The sequence below is a fragment of the Gordonia sp. NPDC003424 genome (genome assembly GCF_053588655.1).
In genome coordinates this window covers 1-15,198 of the sequence record NZ_JBSFQJ010000036.1, presented here as the reverse complement: position 1 = coordinate 15,198, position 15,198 = coordinate 1, and the positions used below count along the sequence as shown (strand labels likewise).

14 protein-coding genes and 1 rRNA gene are annotated in these 15,198 nt (G+C 67.4%); 2 read left to right on the top strand and 13 right to left on the bottom strand.

All coding sequences use genetic code 11. The annotated features are described in order from the left end of the window. Positions 1 to 89, bottom strand: a 16S ribosomal RNA gene (locus ACWDTI_RS27085); the annotation flags it as partial. Between the two features lie 735 nt (positions 90 to 824). On the opposite strand from ACWDTI_RS27085, the gene mftM reads away from it, so the two are divergent. Continuing rightward, positions 825 to 1,664 carry a mycofactocin oligosaccharide methyltransferase MftM gene (mftM, locus tag ACWDTI_RS27080; protein WP_449741235.1) on the top strand — a complete coding sequence of 280 codons (840 nt, stop codon included), beginning with the start codon at positions 825 to 827 and terminating at the stop codon, positions 1,662 to 1,664. Positions 1,665 to 1,848: 184 nt separating this feature from the next. Here the strand turns inward: mftM and ACWDTI_RS27075 are convergent, their stop codons facing one another. The 12 genes from ACWDTI_RS27075 to murA all read right to left on the bottom strand — a co-directional run bounded on the left by ACWDTI_RS27075 (position 1,849) and on the right by murA (position 14,414). After that, on the bottom strand, positions 1,849 to 2,502 hold the full coding sequence (locus ACWDTI_RS27075; protein WP_449741234.1) for a MadR family response regulator transcription factor: 654 nt from the start codon (positions 2,500 to 2,502) through the stop codon (positions 1,849 to 1,851). A 7-nt stretch (positions 2,503 to 2,509) separates the two neighbouring features. After that, positions 2,510 to 3,946, bottom strand: coding sequence for a MadS family sensor histidine kinase (locus ACWDTI_RS27070; RefSeq protein WP_449741233.1), 1,437 nt, complete (start codon positions 3,944 to 3,946; stop codon positions 2,510 to 2,512). Then, a complete protein-coding gene (locus ACWDTI_RS27065; protein WP_449741232.1) occupies positions 3,946 to 5,130 on the bottom strand; it encodes an iron-containing alcohol dehydrogenase in 1,185 nt (394 codons plus the stop codon). Before ACWDTI_RS27065 ends, ACWDTI_RS27070 begins: the two co-directional genes overlap by 1 nt. Positions 5,131 to 5,201: 71 nt before the next feature. Continuing rightward, complete coding sequence (locus ACWDTI_RS27060) at positions 5,202 to 6,725, bottom strand: VWA domain-containing protein (RefSeq protein WP_449741231.1); 1,524 nt, start codon at positions 6,723 to 6,725, stop codon at positions 5,202 to 5,204. A gap of 9 nt (positions 6,726 to 6,734) precedes the next feature. After that, positions 6,735 to 8,000 carry an AAA family ATPase gene (locus ACWDTI_RS27055; RefSeq protein ID WP_449741230.1) on the bottom strand — a complete coding sequence of 422 codons (1,266 nt, stop codon included), beginning with the start codon at positions 7,998 to 8,000 and terminating at the stop codon, positions 6,735 to 6,737. Between the two features lie 543 nt (positions 8,001 to 8,543). Further along, a complete protein-coding gene (gene mdo / locus ACWDTI_RS27050) occupies positions 8,544 to 9,836 on the bottom strand; it encodes an NDMA-dependent methanol dehydrogenase (RefSeq protein ID WP_449741229.1) in 1,293 nt (430 codons plus the stop codon). A gap of 126 nt (positions 9,837 to 9,962) precedes the next feature. Next, positions 9,963 to 10,742 (bottom strand): energy-coupling factor ABC transporter ATP-binding protein, encoded by a 780-nt coding sequence (locus tag ACWDTI_RS27045; RefSeq protein WP_449741236.1) that lies wholly within the window; start codon positions 10,740 to 10,742, stop codon positions 9,963 to 9,965. Between the two features lie 26 nt (positions 10,743 to 10,768). Then, positions 10,769 to 11,545: a cobalt ECF transporter T component CbiQ gene (gene cbiQ / locus ACWDTI_RS27040; protein WP_449741228.1), complete on the bottom strand. Its 777-nt coding sequence runs from the start codon at positions 11,543 to 11,545 to the stop codon at positions 10,769 to 10,771. Between the two features lie 2 nt (positions 11,546 to 11,547). After that, a complete protein-coding gene (locus ACWDTI_RS27035; protein WP_449741227.1) occupies positions 11,548 to 11,943 on the bottom strand; it encodes a PDGLE domain-containing protein in 396 nt (131 codons plus the stop codon). Beyond that, a complete protein-coding gene (locus ACWDTI_RS27030; RefSeq protein WP_449741226.1) occupies positions 11,940 to 12,650 on the bottom strand; it encodes an energy-coupling factor ABC transporter permease in 711 nt (236 codons plus the stop codon). The genes ACWDTI_RS27035 and ACWDTI_RS27030 overlap by 4 nt, the downstream gene beginning before the upstream one ends. Positions 12,651 to 12,738: 88 nt before the next feature. Next, positions 12,739 to 13,155 carry an ArsR/SmtB family transcription factor gene (locus ACWDTI_RS27025; protein WP_449741225.1) on the bottom strand — a complete coding sequence of 139 codons (417 nt, stop codon included), beginning with the start codon at positions 13,153 to 13,155 and terminating at the stop codon, positions 12,739 to 12,741. 2 nt (positions 13,156 to 13,157) lie between these two features. After that, positions 13,158 to 14,414 (bottom strand): UDP-N-acetylglucosamine 1-carboxyvinyltransferase, encoded by a 1,257-nt coding sequence (murA, locus tag ACWDTI_RS27020; protein WP_449741224.1) that lies wholly within the window; start codon positions 14,412 to 14,414, stop codon positions 13,158 to 13,160. A gap of 43 nt (positions 14,415 to 14,457) precedes the next feature. On the opposite strand from murA, the gene ACWDTI_RS27015 reads away from it, so the two are divergent. Beyond that, positions 14,458 to 15,081, top strand: a complete 624-nt coding sequence (locus ACWDTI_RS27015; RefSeq protein WP_449741223.1) for a cob(I)yrinic acid a,c-diamide adenosyltransferase — start codon at positions 14,458 to 14,460, stop codon at positions 15,079 to 15,081. Positions 15,082 to 15,198 lie beyond the last annotated feature (117 nt).

Sequence of the window (15,198 nt, the reverse complement as noted above, 5' to 3'; positions counted from 1 at the left end):
GCACCCCCGAAGGGGCCTTTCCGTTCGACTTGCATGTGTTAAGCACGCCGCCAGCGTTCGTCCTGAGCCAGGATCAAACTCTCCATGAAAACTTATCGAAAATCGCCGGCGAACCGACGCTTTCAACACAATCTCAGCCAGAGAGATAAAGACCTGACCAAACAAAAACTAGCAATACCTACTCACCGAGTAGGCACTACAAAAAATCATCAAATATCCAAAAACTTGGACACACGATGCCTATCTAGGCATCAGACAATTCGTCACACACTATCGAGTTCTCAAAGAACACACACCCACCGGCACTACCCCTGTAACAGGGCGCTCACCTGCGAGCTTTACGTTCTGTTTGGATTTGTTGGCCGTTCCCGGCGCAACTCTTCCAGCCTACCAGACCCTCTCGGCGCTTCGCAACTCCGCGTTGTGATCCGCTGGGAGATGTCTGGCAGTCCGAGATTTCGTACCCGGCGCGTGAAGCGACCCGGTCGATTTCTCGGGGGCGGTCAACGTCAACCCGGTTTCCCTTCCCCGTATTCCCGCTGGTCAATACCTTGGCGGCTGTCCGGGGCGGCGCCGTGGCGCGCTGACTTGAAGAAAGTTACGCAGCTGGCGGGCGGAACGCAAATCGCCTGGTCAGCGCGGCGCCCGCGCAGAGAAAGTCCAGGTCATCGAGCTACCGACCCCCACCAGAGGGGTGAAAACCGCCGGATTGGCACGCACGTACCCAACTGTGATCTGCGCCATGGCCCGCCCATCCTTTTGGACAGTTGGTCGACCCGCTCGGTCAGTTCCGCACACGCCGATCAGTTCCTAGCGTCGTAGACGTGAGCACTCCTGCCGTCGTCGACGCCTCGTCGTCGCATGCCGCGGTGCGGCAATCGTCGTCCGTGCCCGCCGGCCTCTGTGAAGACGGCCGATTCGCCTGGCGCAAGCGTCGCAACGGCACGGTCGAGATCCTTCACCCGCTCGATGAGTCGACGATCAGTGACTCGACGATGATCGCGGGCCTCACTCCCCTGGTGATCGACGGCGTCCTCGCCGGCCAGGACGCCTTCGAGAACGCTGCGGTGCAGGTCATCGAGTCGTCGGCCGGCACCGCGGACGCCGGGTGGGCCGCCTTCTATGACAACTCGGTCGCCGAGCTGCGCGACGGTGGCTCCCCGTTCAGCCCGATCCATCGACGCGCGCGGGACCTGGTGCGCGGCGACAGTGTGCTGGAGGTCGGGTGCTGCTTCGGCTTCCTCGCCCTGCAGCTCGCCGATGACGGCCACGCGGTCAGTGCCTGCGACATCACGCCGGGTGCGATCGACCACCTGACCAGGCAGTCCGTCCGTCGGGGGACGCCGGTCGATGCCGTGGTCGGCGACGCTACGGCGCTGCCGTTCCCGTCCGGCTCCGTCGACACCGTCACGCTCATCCACCTGCTCGAACACCTCGACGAGGACGCGGCGGTCCGGGCCATCGTCGAGGCACTCCGGGTTGCGCGGGAACGCGTGGTGGTGGCCGTGCCGTTCGAGGACGAACCCACCGAGCACTACGGTCACCTGCTGCGGCTCACCGAGGATGACCTGCAGCGATGGGCCGGTGAGGTGGCGCATGCGGGGGCACGGACGTTCACCGAGCACGGTGGCTGGCTGGTGCTCACCCCGTACTACGTGGACTGACCGACCCTTCGTAACGCACGCGGATCCTGAGTAAGCGAGGAACGAGCGCACCGAAGGGCGCGCACTCCTCAGGGATCGAGGGGTTCGCCCGCCCATCAGCGGCGATGACGCGGCCCGCGACTACCTGATGGGCCTCGGGTACCTCCCGATAACGAGCGGCGCGATCGGCGTGGTCGATGCTCGATCAGATCAGGCCGCGTTTGCTCGCGATGTAGACGGCGTCGGTCCGCTTGGAGACGCCGAGCTTGCGGATGATGTTGCGGATATGGAACTTCACGGTCGACTCGGAGATGTAGAGCGTCTGGCCGATTCGCTTGTTGGACATGCCATCTGCGAGCAACCGCAACACCTCACGTTCGCGCTCGGTCAAGGCTTCGGGGCCGTCGCCCTCACCGGACACGGTGCGCAACACGATCGCCGCGCTGCGCGGGTCGAAGGCGCTGCCACCACCGGAGACCGCCTGGATGGCCCGGACGAGCTCGGTGGTGTCGACGTCCTTGACCACGTAGCCGCGTGCGCCGGCCTTGACCGCGCGGACGACGAGGTCGTCGTCGAGGAATGTGGTGAGCACCAGCGACGCGACCCGGGGGTGGCGCGCGGCCATCTCGCTGATCAGTCGCAGTCCCTCGTATTCGGTGCCCGCGGTCAGCTTGAGATCGACGACAACGACGTCGGGCCGGCAGCGCGTCACCTCGGCGAGCGCGGCGTCGTACGAATCCGCTTCTCCGACAACCGAGATCGATGATTCTCGGTCGAGCAGTGAGCGGATGCCCTCACGCAGCAGCGCGTGGTCGTCGACCAGCATGGTGCGCACCGCGATGGTGTCGGGAGCCGTCATGTCAGCCTCATCCTTCCCTTGCCGCCACCGCCGGACGGCGCACACCGATCCCCTGCGCGTGTGCGGGGATCTCCACGGCGATCCGCACCCCGCCGAGGCGAGAGCGGCGAATCCTCAACGTGCCTCCGAGCTCGGACGCCCGGGTGCTCATGTTCGCCAGGCCCCGATGCCGTCCGGCCAGATCGCCGAGCATCGCGGCACGCATGACCCGTCGCATGTGGGCGGGATCCCCGCGTCCGTCGTCGTCGACGGACAGCGCCACCGAATCGTCCCCGTAGCTCAGGGTGATCCGCGCCGACGTCGCCTCCGCGTGCACGGCGCTGTTGAACAGGGCCTCGCCGGCGATGCGGAGGACGGCGTGCTGGACGTCGTCGGACAGGTCGCGGGGCCGGCCGACGACCCGCACGTCGGTGGCCAGGTCGGCGGGCATGTGCATCGAGCAGAGTCCGTCGAGAACCTCACCGAGGGACTGCTCGCTGACCCTCGGCGACTGATTGAGCGCGTAGATGACCGACCGCAGCTGTTCGACGGCGTCACGGGTCAGCCGGCCGGCGACCTCGAGGCGTTCGGCGGTCGCCGGGTCGGACTCCATCCGGCACACCTCGATCTGCATGCCCGCCGACAGCACAGACTGGGTGACCGAATCGTGCAGCTCCCGGGCGATGCGCTCGCGCTCGTCGGTGACCAGCCGTTGCCGCATGGCCGCCGACAGTTCCCGTTGTGTCAACTCGAGTTCCACATTGCGCGCCGCCAGATCGGCGGCCTGCTCGGTGGCCTTGGCGTATGCGTCGGCGGCGCGCGCGAGCTGCACTCGACTCTCCTCGAGCAACGCCGCGTTGAGCAGCGCCACCGCGGCCTGCCGGGCGAGGATGCGCATCACGACGAGGTCGGCGGAGTCCACCACCTTGACCTCGGGTGTCCACGCGGACAGCCCACCCACCACCCGTCCGTCGAGATGCAACGGGACGTAGAGGTGATGGTCGTCGACGACCGGCCGCATCAACTGCGCCATCTGGTTGCGCAGGATGTCGTTGAGCCGGTTGAGCACCTGGTCGGGCAGATGGCTGGGTGTGCGGGCGCGCTGGGCTCCCTCGAAGGCATAGATGGTGCCGTCCCGGGTCATCATCAGGTGCCGCGGTCCGGTGCGTTCGAGTTCCCCGTCGCAGAGCGCGAAGACGACCCATTGGGCATCGAGGTGTTCCTGCACCGCCCGAACGACCGACAGCACCAGGGTCTCGGGCCCCTCGGCGGTCTGCACCAACGCGCGCGAGATGCGGTCGAGCGCGTCCACCACACGCGTCAGTCGCTGTTCGACCCCACGGTAGGCGGCATAGTGCGAACCCTTGACCGAATGCAGACCGAGCAGCGAGTCCAGGTGGCCGCCGTCGAGGGTGGCATCGGCGGCCGATGCCACCCCTGATGTCCCCGTCGGGTTCGCGTCCATCACAGGGCCTCGCGGTAGATCCGCGCCACATCGGCGCGGGTGGGTTGGCGCGGGTTGGTTGTCATGCACGCGTCGGCCAGCGCGTTGACCGTGAGGATGTCGAGGTGCTCGCTCCGAACCCCCAGCGGCGCAAGCGAACCGGGAAGGCCGACCCGGCGCGACAGGGCCGCGACCCGGTCGGCGAACAGTTCCGCGGTGGCATGGCCGGAGCCGGCCGCTTCGATGCCGACGGCCGCGGCGAGTTCGACGTAGGGCCGCGGATCGAGTTCGGCGTTGAAGCGGATCACATGCGGCAGCAGGACCGAGTTGATCGCGCCGTGCGGGGCGTCGACCAGGCCGCCGACCGGATGGCTCATCGCATGTGTCGCACCGAGAATCGCGTTGGTGAACGCCATCCCCGCCTCGAGCGCCGCATGCGCCATGTCGAGCCCGGCGTCGGGGTCACCGGGATTGTCGACGAGTCGCTCGATGCTGCGCCAGGCGGTGCCGATCGCCGACAGTGCCGCACGATCGGTCAACCGGCTGTGCGCGACCGACGCATAGGCCTCGATGCAGTGCGTGATGGCGTCCATCCCGGACTGCGCGACCACCTCCTGCGGTTGGGTGGCCAGCATCCGAGGGTCGATGACCGACACGTTGGGAACCAGCCCGCGGCCGATGATGGTGACCTTCGTCTGCCGGTCGACGTCGTTGATGATGCAGAACTGCGACACGTCCGAGCCGCTGCCGGCCGTGGTGGGGGCGGCGATCACCGGGGGCAGTGGACGACGTGCCCGGTCGATGCCCTCGTACTGGAGGATGTGCCCGCCGTTCGCCGCGAGGATCGCCACGCCTTTGGCCGCGTCGATCACCGAGCCACCGCCGAGCGCGACGATGCCGTCGCAGCGGGACTCCTCGTAGTGGTCGAGGGCGGCGGCGACCTCGGGGGCGCGCGGGTTGGGTGATACCCCGGTGAACGAATAGACCTGCAGGCCACCGGTTCTCAGACGATCGGAAAGCTCCGGATACCAGGGCGTGCCCATGATCCGGAGGTCGGAGACGATGAGCAGCCGCTGCACCCCGAGACCGGTCGCGGCGCGCGGCACCTCGGCCAGCGAACCGGACCCGATGATGATCTCCGGCGTGTGGAACTTGGCGATGCGCACACCCGCCCGCACCGTCGTGTCCGCACCGTTCGTCCGCACGTCACCCGCCTGTTCCGTGGACCTGCCCCGCGGGCGGGTCTCTGCCGCGATCCTACGCGGAACGGCACTCGTCACGCGGTGATCGAGTCGACCGAAACCTGCTCGAGCGCCGCCAGATCGTGCACGACGTGTACTCGGTTGCAGAAGGTCGCGTAGGCGGGCAGATCACAGGATCCGAGACCCCAGGAGTAGCTCGGTTCGGGTGTGATCCAGATGGTCTCGCGCGCTCGTCGGGAGATCTCCTCGAAGGCGGTCAGGTTGGGGTCGCGGCCGTTGTTGCGGCCGTCACCGAGGATGATCACGGTGGTGCGCCGGTTGACCGCCCCGCCGAACTCCTCCAGGAACGTGCCCAGCGCGTTGCCGTAGTCCGAATCGGCGTCGGTGTCGAGGACACCGCCGGCCGGCAGGCCCGAGACCACCAGGGACAGCGCCTCTTCCGGCTGGTGTTCGGCGAACAGGTCGGTGATCTCGACCAGGTCGGAGACGAAGGCGAACGACCGCACGTGGGCGACCATGCTCTGCAGGCCGTGCACGAGTTGCAGCGTGAACCGCGCCGCCGAGCGCACCGAGAGCGAGACATCGGTGAGCACCAGCAGGCTGGGCCGGTCGGTGACCTTGGCCACCGTGATGGGCCGGAACGGCACACCGTCGTAGCGCAGGTTGGCGCGCATGGTCCGGGCCGCATCCACCGTCCCGCGGGCGGCGAGCTTGCGGCGGGCCCGCGGTGCCCCGTGCAGGCTGCGGATCAGTCGCCGGATCGAGTCCTCGAGGCTGGCCCGCTCGTGCTCGTGGATGACATCGCGCACCGATGCCTTGATCTCCCGGCTCTCCAGCTCGTGGTCGGTGGCCATCAGTTGTTCGAGATGGTCGCGCAGTTTCTCGGGCAGACCATCGAGCAACCCGGCCAGCGCGCTGCGCAATGCGGCGAGCTCGTCGGCGTCCGGTTGCGGACCGCTGCCCTCGGCGTCGTCGAGCCAGTCGAGCAGTGCCATCTCCTGCGCCACCGACAACTCGGCGTCGAGCTGGGTGGCGTTGGCGGTCACCAGGTCTCCCGGCCGGCCCGGATTGTGCAGGCGCGACACCGTCAGCTGTACCCGCGCCGCGGCCTCCGAGTTCGGCACCTCGTCGGCCGACAGCACGATCTCGTCGGTCAGCGACGCCATGTCGAGCTTGTTGGCCTCCTGGTGCAGGTTGTACTGCTCGGCGAGATCCTCGGGGTCGAAGTACTGCCGGATGTTCGACGGCGGACCGTGGCTGTGGCCTTGCTGGGGCGTCTCACTGACCTCGTCGCTCAACGTGTACTCGGCGAGCTCCCCACCGTCGGACAGATCGTCGTGGGTATGTGAATGGCCGTGTCCGTCTTCGGTTTCCACCACCGCGCGCAGCCCGAAGAACTTGTCGAACACCTCGTTGAAGGTGTCCTCGTCACGACGGTCCTTGATCAGGCACACCTCGAGCGCGGAGCGCAGCAATTCTCGGTCACCGAGGATCTCGGCGGTGGCGGCGGCGGCCATCGCGTCCATCGCCTCGGATACCCCGATGCGGATTCCGTGTAACCGCAGCAACCGGACGAACCGGTGGACAGCGCCTTCCATGTCAGCCCCTCAGAACGGACGCTTGCGCGAACCGCGACCACCGCGGTTGAACGATCGGCTGCCCTGGGTGGCGCTCACCGCGCGGGTTCCCGCGTCGCTCTTGGCGCCGGGCGACCCGTAGTAGTCGTCGCCGTGCCGGCCGGGCTGATCCTTCGCGGCGCGCTTGGCCTGCCCTGAATGGTCGTCGTGATCGTGGTCGTGGTCGCCGTGCGAGTGTGTGTGGTCGTCGTGCGTGTGCGTGTGCCCGCCGTGCGAGTGCGAGTGGCCGTGATCGTGCCCGTGCGAGTGAAGATGGTCGGGCACTTGCGCATTCGGATCGACCAGCCGCGGAATCGCATCGATGGCACGGGTGAGGTCGCGGTCGTACTTGACGACGACATTGGCGGTCTGCGAGAGGATCTCGGCGTCGAGGTCGTCGGCACCGAGAACCGCGAGGGTGCGCGCCCAGTCGATCGCCTCGGAGATGCTCGGGGCCTTGCGCAGATCGAGGTCACGCAGTCCGCGGACGATCTCGACGAGCTTGGCCGCCAGTGTCTCCGACAGCCCGGTGTCCTTGGACTTGATGATCTCGAGTTCACGAACCGAGTCCGGATAGTCCAGCGACAGATGCAGACAGCGTCGTTTCAGTGCCGCCGACAGGTCGCGAGTGTTGTTGGAGGTCAACACGATCATCGGCTGATGAGTGGCCACGAAGGTCCCGATCTCGGGGACCGACACCTGGTATTCGGCGAGCAGTTCGAGCAGCACCGCCTCGAGCGCCTCGTCGGCGCGGTCGACCTCGTCCACGAGCAGGACCACCGGCCGCTCCGACCGCACGGCCTCTAGTAGCGGGCGCGGTGCGAGGAAGCGTTCGGAGAAGAAGACGCTCTCCTCGGCGCCGATCCGGTCGACGGCCTCGGACAGGGTCGCGGCGTCGGCGACCACCTGGCTGATCTTCTCCCGCAGCACCTGCGTGTACAGCAGTTGCTTGCCGTAGTCCCATTCGTAGAGCGCGGTGGTCTCGTCCTGGCCCTCGTAACACTGCAGCCGCAGCAGTTCTCGGCCGGTGACATCGGCGAGCGTCTTGGCCAGCTGCGTCTTGCCGACGCCGGCCGGGCCCTCCAACAGGATCGGCTTGCCGAGCCGGCTCTGCAGGAACACCGTCGTCGCCAACCGCTGATCGGCGAGATAGCCTGCCTCCGAGAACTTTTCGATGACATCGGCCACGTCGGCGAACTGTGGCTCGTCACTCGGCGTCGCCGCGGTCATGTCGTCGTCGACGAGGTGCACGGACATATCGATGTCTCCGGTTCTCTGCGTTGCTGGTTCATGTCGTGGGGTTCGGGTCGTGTGAACGGAAGTGGTCTCGAGATCTCCTTTGCCGCAGGAGATCTCGATGCGCTCGTCGCTAGCGCTCCTCGCTTACTCGATCAGCGAAGATGTTCCGAGCGTGGTCGAAAATGCTCCGCGACCACCCTCGCCTACTCGATCCGCGAAGATGCTCCGAGGGTAGTCGAAGATGCTCGGCGACCACCCTCGCTGAAATCGAGATCGCCACTGCACTCCTCGCTGATCGAGTAAGGCACCGAGCGAAGCGAGGCGCCGCATCGAGATCGCCACCATACTCCTGCTCGCTGATCGAGTAAGGCCCCGAGCGAAGCGAGGCGCCGCATCGAGATCGCCACCGCACTCCTCCTCGCTGATCGAGTAAGGCCCCGAGCGAAGCGAGGCGCCGCATCGAGATCGAAATCGAGATCCTCCGGGGGTGGAAAGCGGATGGCGGGCCCGATCGGGGGCAGTGGGCCCGCCATCCGCTGTCTGGCGCAACGACGTTCGTCGTTACGAGATCAGTTCGTCCAGGTCGCCGTTCACACAGTGTTCGACGACGGGGCGGACGGTTTCGAAGGTGCACTCCTTGGGGTTACCCGGGGTGCACGCGTCGCCGAGGACGTGGTTGGTGAGTGCATCGATGGTCGCCGCGTCGGTGGTGATCTCCTTGCGGTTCTCGTAGAACTTGGTCGGGCCCTCACCGAGGCGGTTCTTCGGGTAGGTGTCCTGCTTGACGTCGGCGAACCGCTCGACGATGCCCACGTCGCGCAGCAGTCGGATGGCGGCTTCGAGGGCGGCGTCGGCGGCCTGCACCTTGGTCATGCCGTGGGTGTCGACGCCCATCGCGCCGGCCATGTCGGCGAAGCGCTCGTACATGGTCGGCATGTTGAACGCCCACACGCGCGGCAGCGCGATCGCGTTGTTCAGACCGTGGTGGGTGTCGAAGAACGCGGACACCGCGTGGCTGATCGAGTGGATGATGCCCAGGCCGCCCGAGTTGAACGCCTGTGCCGCAATGTACTGCGCGTACATCATGCCCTCGCGACCCTTCAGGTCGGTCGGGTTCCAGGTGGCCTCGCGCAGGTTCTCCGCGGTCATCTTCACCGCGTAGAGGGCATTGCCCATCGACGGCGGGAAGTTCAGCCGCGACACGTAGGGCTCGGAGGCGTGCGCGAGGACGTCGAAGCCGCACTGAGCGGTGTAGGCGACCGGGCAATCGTAGTAGAGCACCGGGTCGTCGATGGCCAGGGTGGTCACCGCGGCGTCGTCGAACGCGACGTACTTGTGAGGCTTGTCCGGGTCGGTGGTGGTGTCGGTGATGACGTAGGCCCAGGAGGTCTCCGAGCCGGTGCCGGCCGTGGTGGACACCGCGATGTGGGGCGGGTTCTTCGGGTTCTCGCTCTTGTTGAAGCCCTCGAACTCGTTGACGTTGCGTCCGTCGTGCGCCACCGAGATGCGGGCGCCCTTGCAGGCGTCGTGCGCCGAACCGCCGCCGATGGAGATGAACGAGTCACACTGCTCGGACTGGTACAACGAGACGGCATCCATCACGTTGTAGTCCTTGGGGTTGGACTCGACCTGGTCGTAGAGCACGACCTCGAGGCCGTGGTACTTGCAGGACTCCACGATCTTGTGAACCGTGTCGCTGCCGCGCAGACCGGTGGTCATCACCAGGGTCTTCTTGAACCCGAGCTTGAGCGCCTCGGGGCCGATCATCTCGTGCGCGCCGGGACCCATCATCGCCCGCGGGAACGGGTGAAACTCCTTGATGGGAAACGGCTTCAGTAGTTCGTCAACCTGCATGATGACTGTCCTCCTGTGCGCACCTGCGCACGTCTACGTCAGTGGTGGGGCACTGCGGACGTTACGCGCGTCACACTGGGCGGTAACAGGTCTCGCGAGGCGAACCGTCCGTTGGTGACCCAACCTCTAGCCGGTCGGTAGGTGCGAACCTGTCCGATCGGACAGGTTGGCCATCACGTCTAGATCGAATCCCCACGGCAGCTCGAGGCGGTGCCGCCGCAGCGTCTCGGCGTCGGCGAGCACGTCGAGGATGGGTCCGTCGGCCACCACTCGTCCCGCGTCGATGATGACCGCGCGGTCGCACAGCTGTGCCGCGTACGGCAGGTCGTGGGTGACGACGAGCATGGTGGTGCGCAGCCCGAGCAGCGTGTCGGCTAGCTCTCGCCGGGCCACCGGGTCGAGATTCGCCGACGGCTCGTCGAGCACCAGAATGTCTGGGCGACACGCCAATACGCTCGCCAGCGCACCGCGACGTCGCTGTCCTCCGGACAGATGGTGAGGGCTGCGACCGGCCTGATCGGACATGCCGACGGCCTCCAGCGCCTCGGCGACGCGCTGCGCCAATTCGGCGCCGGTGACGCCGAAATTGGCGGGGCCGAACGCGACATCCTCGGCGAGGGTCGGCATGAAGAGCTGGTCGTCGGGGTCCTGGAACACCAGGCCGACCTGTCGTCGGACCTCGCGCAGCGTCTGCTTGCACACCGTCGCGCCCAGGATCGACACCCGCCCCGACGACGGCAGCAACACCCCGTTGAGCTGGAGCATCAGCGTGGTCTTCCCGGCGCCGTTCGGGCCGAGCAGTGCCACCCGCTCCCCCGGCTCGATCCGCAGATCGATGCCGGCGAGTGCCGCATGCCCGTCCGGATAGGTGAACCGGAGGTCACGGATGTCGACTGCCGGGTCCATCGGCTCGAGTGGTGTTGTCTGCGTGGTCATCTCATTCCCCATGCCAGGGCCGCCACCGCCACCGCGGTCGCTGCCGGTGTGAGCACTGTCAGCCATTGCGCGGACGTCGCCCTGGCCGACGCGACGATGCCCGGCATCTCCGGGATCGTGCCGGTGAAGCCGCGCGACATCATGGCCAGGTGCACGCGTTCCCCGCGCTCATAGGACCGCAGGAACAACGACCCCACGCCCTTGGCGATCGCTGCTGCCTGGTGGAACATGCGTGGCTCGTCCCCGCGGGCGGCGCGCGCGATCTGCATGCGCCGGATCTCCGCCGACAGCAGATCGACGTAACGCAGCATCATCACGAAGACCGGGGTGATGGTGGCCGGCACACCGAGACGGGTCAGTGCGAGCGGCAGGTCGCGTGCCTGCGTCGTCGCGGCAAAAGTGAGCGACGCGGCCACGCCGAGGGTGCCTTTCACGACGATGCCCCAGGCGGCATACAGACCGGTGACCGACAGCGACAGGCCGGCCACCTGCACGCGGTCGCCGCCCTCGGCGAACGGGAGCAGGACGGCAAGGATGACGAACGGCGCCTCGATGATCATGCGTGGCAGGATCCACCGGACCGGGACCTCGGCCACCCGCCAGACCGCGAGGAGGATCAGAACGTAGGCACCGTAGGGCCAGAACATCTCCCGGGGGGTGGCCACCACGGCGAACACGAAGACGACCAGGCAGACCAGCTTCACCTCGGTCGGTGCGCGGTGCACTCGCGATGCACCGTCCCGATACAGGGGATGTGCGTGGCCGGCACCCATGATCAGCCGGCGGATTCGGTCCGGCGCCTGCCGCGCGACCCCGAGATGAGCCAGAAGGCACCGGCGGCGATGGCGAGAACCACCAGCACACCGATGATCCCGGCGAGCCCATTCGAGTTCGCGATGCCCTTGACGCCGTAGTCGGCCAGCGGGGACGACGCCATCGCGTGATCGGTCGCGTGCTGGGCGATGCAGGTGCCGGTGAGTTGTTCGGCGCCGTTGACCTGGACCGTCTCACAGCCTCGCAGGGTGGCCGAGTCCAGTCCGTCGGGTGATTGGCTGGCGAAGTACGACAGGATGCCCGCGATCAGCAGCGCGGCCAGCGCGAATGCGATCAGGAAGGTGCGGCGGCGCACGCGGGGCGCATGCTCTCCGGTGTGCGGATCGAGGGCGGTCATGCGGTGACTCCGATCTGATGCTCGGCGGGCGACTCGAAGCGGCGAAGCAGATAAACCAGGTCGGGGCGCGCGCGTGCGACGGCGACGACGGTCACCGCGGTGATCAATCCTTCACCGATCCCGATCAGTACGTGTGTTCCCCACATGTAGGTGGCCACGGTGCCCAGTGACGTGGCCGCGGCCCCGCCGATGGCGTACTCGATGACGAAACCGGTCGCCGCAGAGACCGTGCCGCACAACGCGGAGACGAACGCGATACCTCCCAGAGCGCCGACCGCCCCTCCGCGGTTGATCAGCCGGTAGAGGCCGACGGCGACGGCGTACCCGACGAACGTGGAGATCAGGGCCATGTTGGTGATGTTCGCGCCGAGCGCGGTGACCCCACCGTCGGCGAAGAGCAGGCACTGCACCACCAGGACGATCGCGATGCACAGCGCGCCGGTGTACGGCCCGACGAGGATCGCGGCGAGTGCACCGCCGAGGAGGTGCCCGCTGACACCAGGCAGGATCGGGAAGTTGATCATCTGGACGGCGAAGATGAACGCGGCGACCAGTCCGGCCATCGGCACGGTCTTCTCGTCGAGATCCGTCCGCGCGCGCCACACGCAGAACGCGAGTCCGGCGAACGCGATGAGACCGAAGAGCATCGAGGTCTGGGCGTTGAGGATGCCGTCGCTCATGTGCATCGCGACGTCGGTGGTGGTCATCTTCACGACGTTAGGAGCGTCACACTCATCTGTCTACTTATTCAGATGTTTGAGTGGTCAGACTGTCCGAAGGGTCAGGTGCGGGGCCCTACCCCTGGTGGCCGGCACCTATCCAATGCAGCAGAGCGTGGACGGTATCGTCGTCGAGCCGGTAGCTGACCGATCGCCCGACCCGGGTAGAAGTGACCCAGCCCTGGTGGCGGAGGACCCGAAGCGCCTGGGAGACAGCCGTTTCGGTCCGGCCGACGGCGACCGCGAGATCGCCGACGATGATGCCGGGATTCCGGTGCAGCACGGTCAGGATCTCCAGACGGTGCGGGTCGGACAGGAGGTCGAACCGGGTGGCCCACTCGGCGATGTCGATGTCGCCCGGCGCGGCGGCGGGCTCGTGCGCCACGCCTGGCCCGTGATCATGGGCGACTCCGCCGCCGTGATCATGGGCGACTCCGCCGCCGTGATCATGGGCGACTCCGCCGCCGTGATCATGGGCATGCTGATCGGCCATCGTCAGCCTCCGACTCGTTCGATACCACCGCCGAGACTCCGCAGGTTCTCGACGAAGTGTGGGTATCCGCGATCGATGTGTTCGACGTCGTGCACCTCGGTCACGCCGTCGGCCACGAGACCGGCGAGAACCAGGCCGGCGCCCGCGCGGATGTCCGAGCACCAGACCGGCGCGCTGGAGAGCTGGTCGACGCCCCGGATGACGGCGTGATGTCCGTCGGTGCGCGCATCGGCACCGAGGCGCACCATCTCCTCGACGAATCGGAACCGGGCCTCGAAGACGTTCTCGGTGATCACCGACATCCCGTCGGCGACCGACGCCATGCCGATGGCCATCGGTTGCAGATCCGTCGGGAACCCCGGGAACGGCAACGTGGAGACGTTGACCGCGACCGGACGGGCATCCTGCCGCACCCGGAAGCCGTCGTCGAAGCGCTCGACGTGGGCTCCCGCGTCGCGCAGCTTGTTCAGCACCAGCTGCAGGTGATCGGGCAGGACCCCGCGGACGCGCACGTCGCCGCGTGTCATCACGGCGGCGATCCCCCACGTGGCCCCGACGATCCGGTCCCCGACGACCCGATGGGTGGTGGGGTGCAACCGGTCGACACCGGTGACGGTCAGCGTCGACGTCCCGGCGCCGTCGATCTGTGCGCCCATCTGCTGCAGCATCACGCACAGGTCGACGATCTCGGGCTCGCGGGCCGCATTGTCGATCGTCGTGACGCCGGTGGCCAGCACCGCGGCCATGAGGATGTTCTCCGTGGCCCCCACCGAGGGGAACTCGAGAGCGACGGGTGCGCCGACGAGCGCGTCGGCCTCGGCCACCACACATCCGTGCTCGATCGACGAATGCGCCCCCAGGGCGCGCAGTCCGGCCTGATGCATGTCGAGTGGTCGCGAGCCGATGGCGTCCCCGCCCGGCAGCGCGACGACCGCGCGCAGACAGCGCGCCATCAGCGGACCGAGTACACAGACCGACGCCCGGAACTGTTTGACCGCGTCGAAGTCGGCGTGGAACTTGGGCTCCGCGGGAGCCTCGATCACCACGGTGTCCTCGTCGATGGTCACCACCGCCCCGAGTCCACGCAGGACGTCGGCCATCAACGGGACGTCGGCGATCTCCGGGGAGTTCGTCAACGTCGTGGTGCCCTCGGCGAGCAGCGCTGCGGCCATCAGCTTCAGCACGCTGTTCTTGGCCCCGCCCACCGACACCTCGCCGGACAGGCGGGCGCCACCGGACACCAGAAAGCGATCACTCACGTCAGCTACCTTAGCGGCCCCGGCGGGCATTAGATTCGGTGCCATGGCTGTGCATCTGACCCGCATCTACACGCGGACGGGCGACGACGGGACCACCGGACTCAGCGATTTCTCGCGGGTCGCCAAGACCGACCCCCGGGTCATCGCGTATGCCGACTGTGACGAGGCCAACGCCGCGATCGGGATGGCACTCGCTCTCGCCGACGTCCCCGAGGAGATCACCACCGTTCTCACGACGGTGCAGAACGATCTGTTCGACGCCGGCGCCGATCTGTCGACGCCGGTCGTCGAGGACCCGAAGTATCCCCCGCTCCGGATCGAGCAAGGCTACATCGACGCCCTCGAGTCGTGGTGCGACGCCTTCGGCGAGGATCTGCCCACCCTCGATTCGTTCATCCTCCCGGGCGGCAGCCCGCTCAGCGCGCTGCTGCATCATGCGCGAACCGTCACCCGCCGGGCCGAACGGTCGGCCTGGGCGGCCGTGGACGCGCAGCCCGAGTCGACGTCGGTGTTGCCGGCCCGCTACCTCAACCGACTGTCGGATCTGCTGTTCATCCTGTCGCGCGTGGCCAACCGGGCACCCGGCGCCCCGGGCACGGACGTGAAGTGGGTCCCTGGCGGCGCCCGGCTCCGGCCGGGATCGGTCCCGACCTCGTCAGACGACTGAGATCAGCCCCGAACGGGCGCCTCGAGGGGCATATCGGGCTGTTGGGATTTGATTTCGGCGTTGTGAGGGTGTCGGTCAGGCGAGGTTGGTCCGGTTGGCACAGACAGCCCCAGCCTG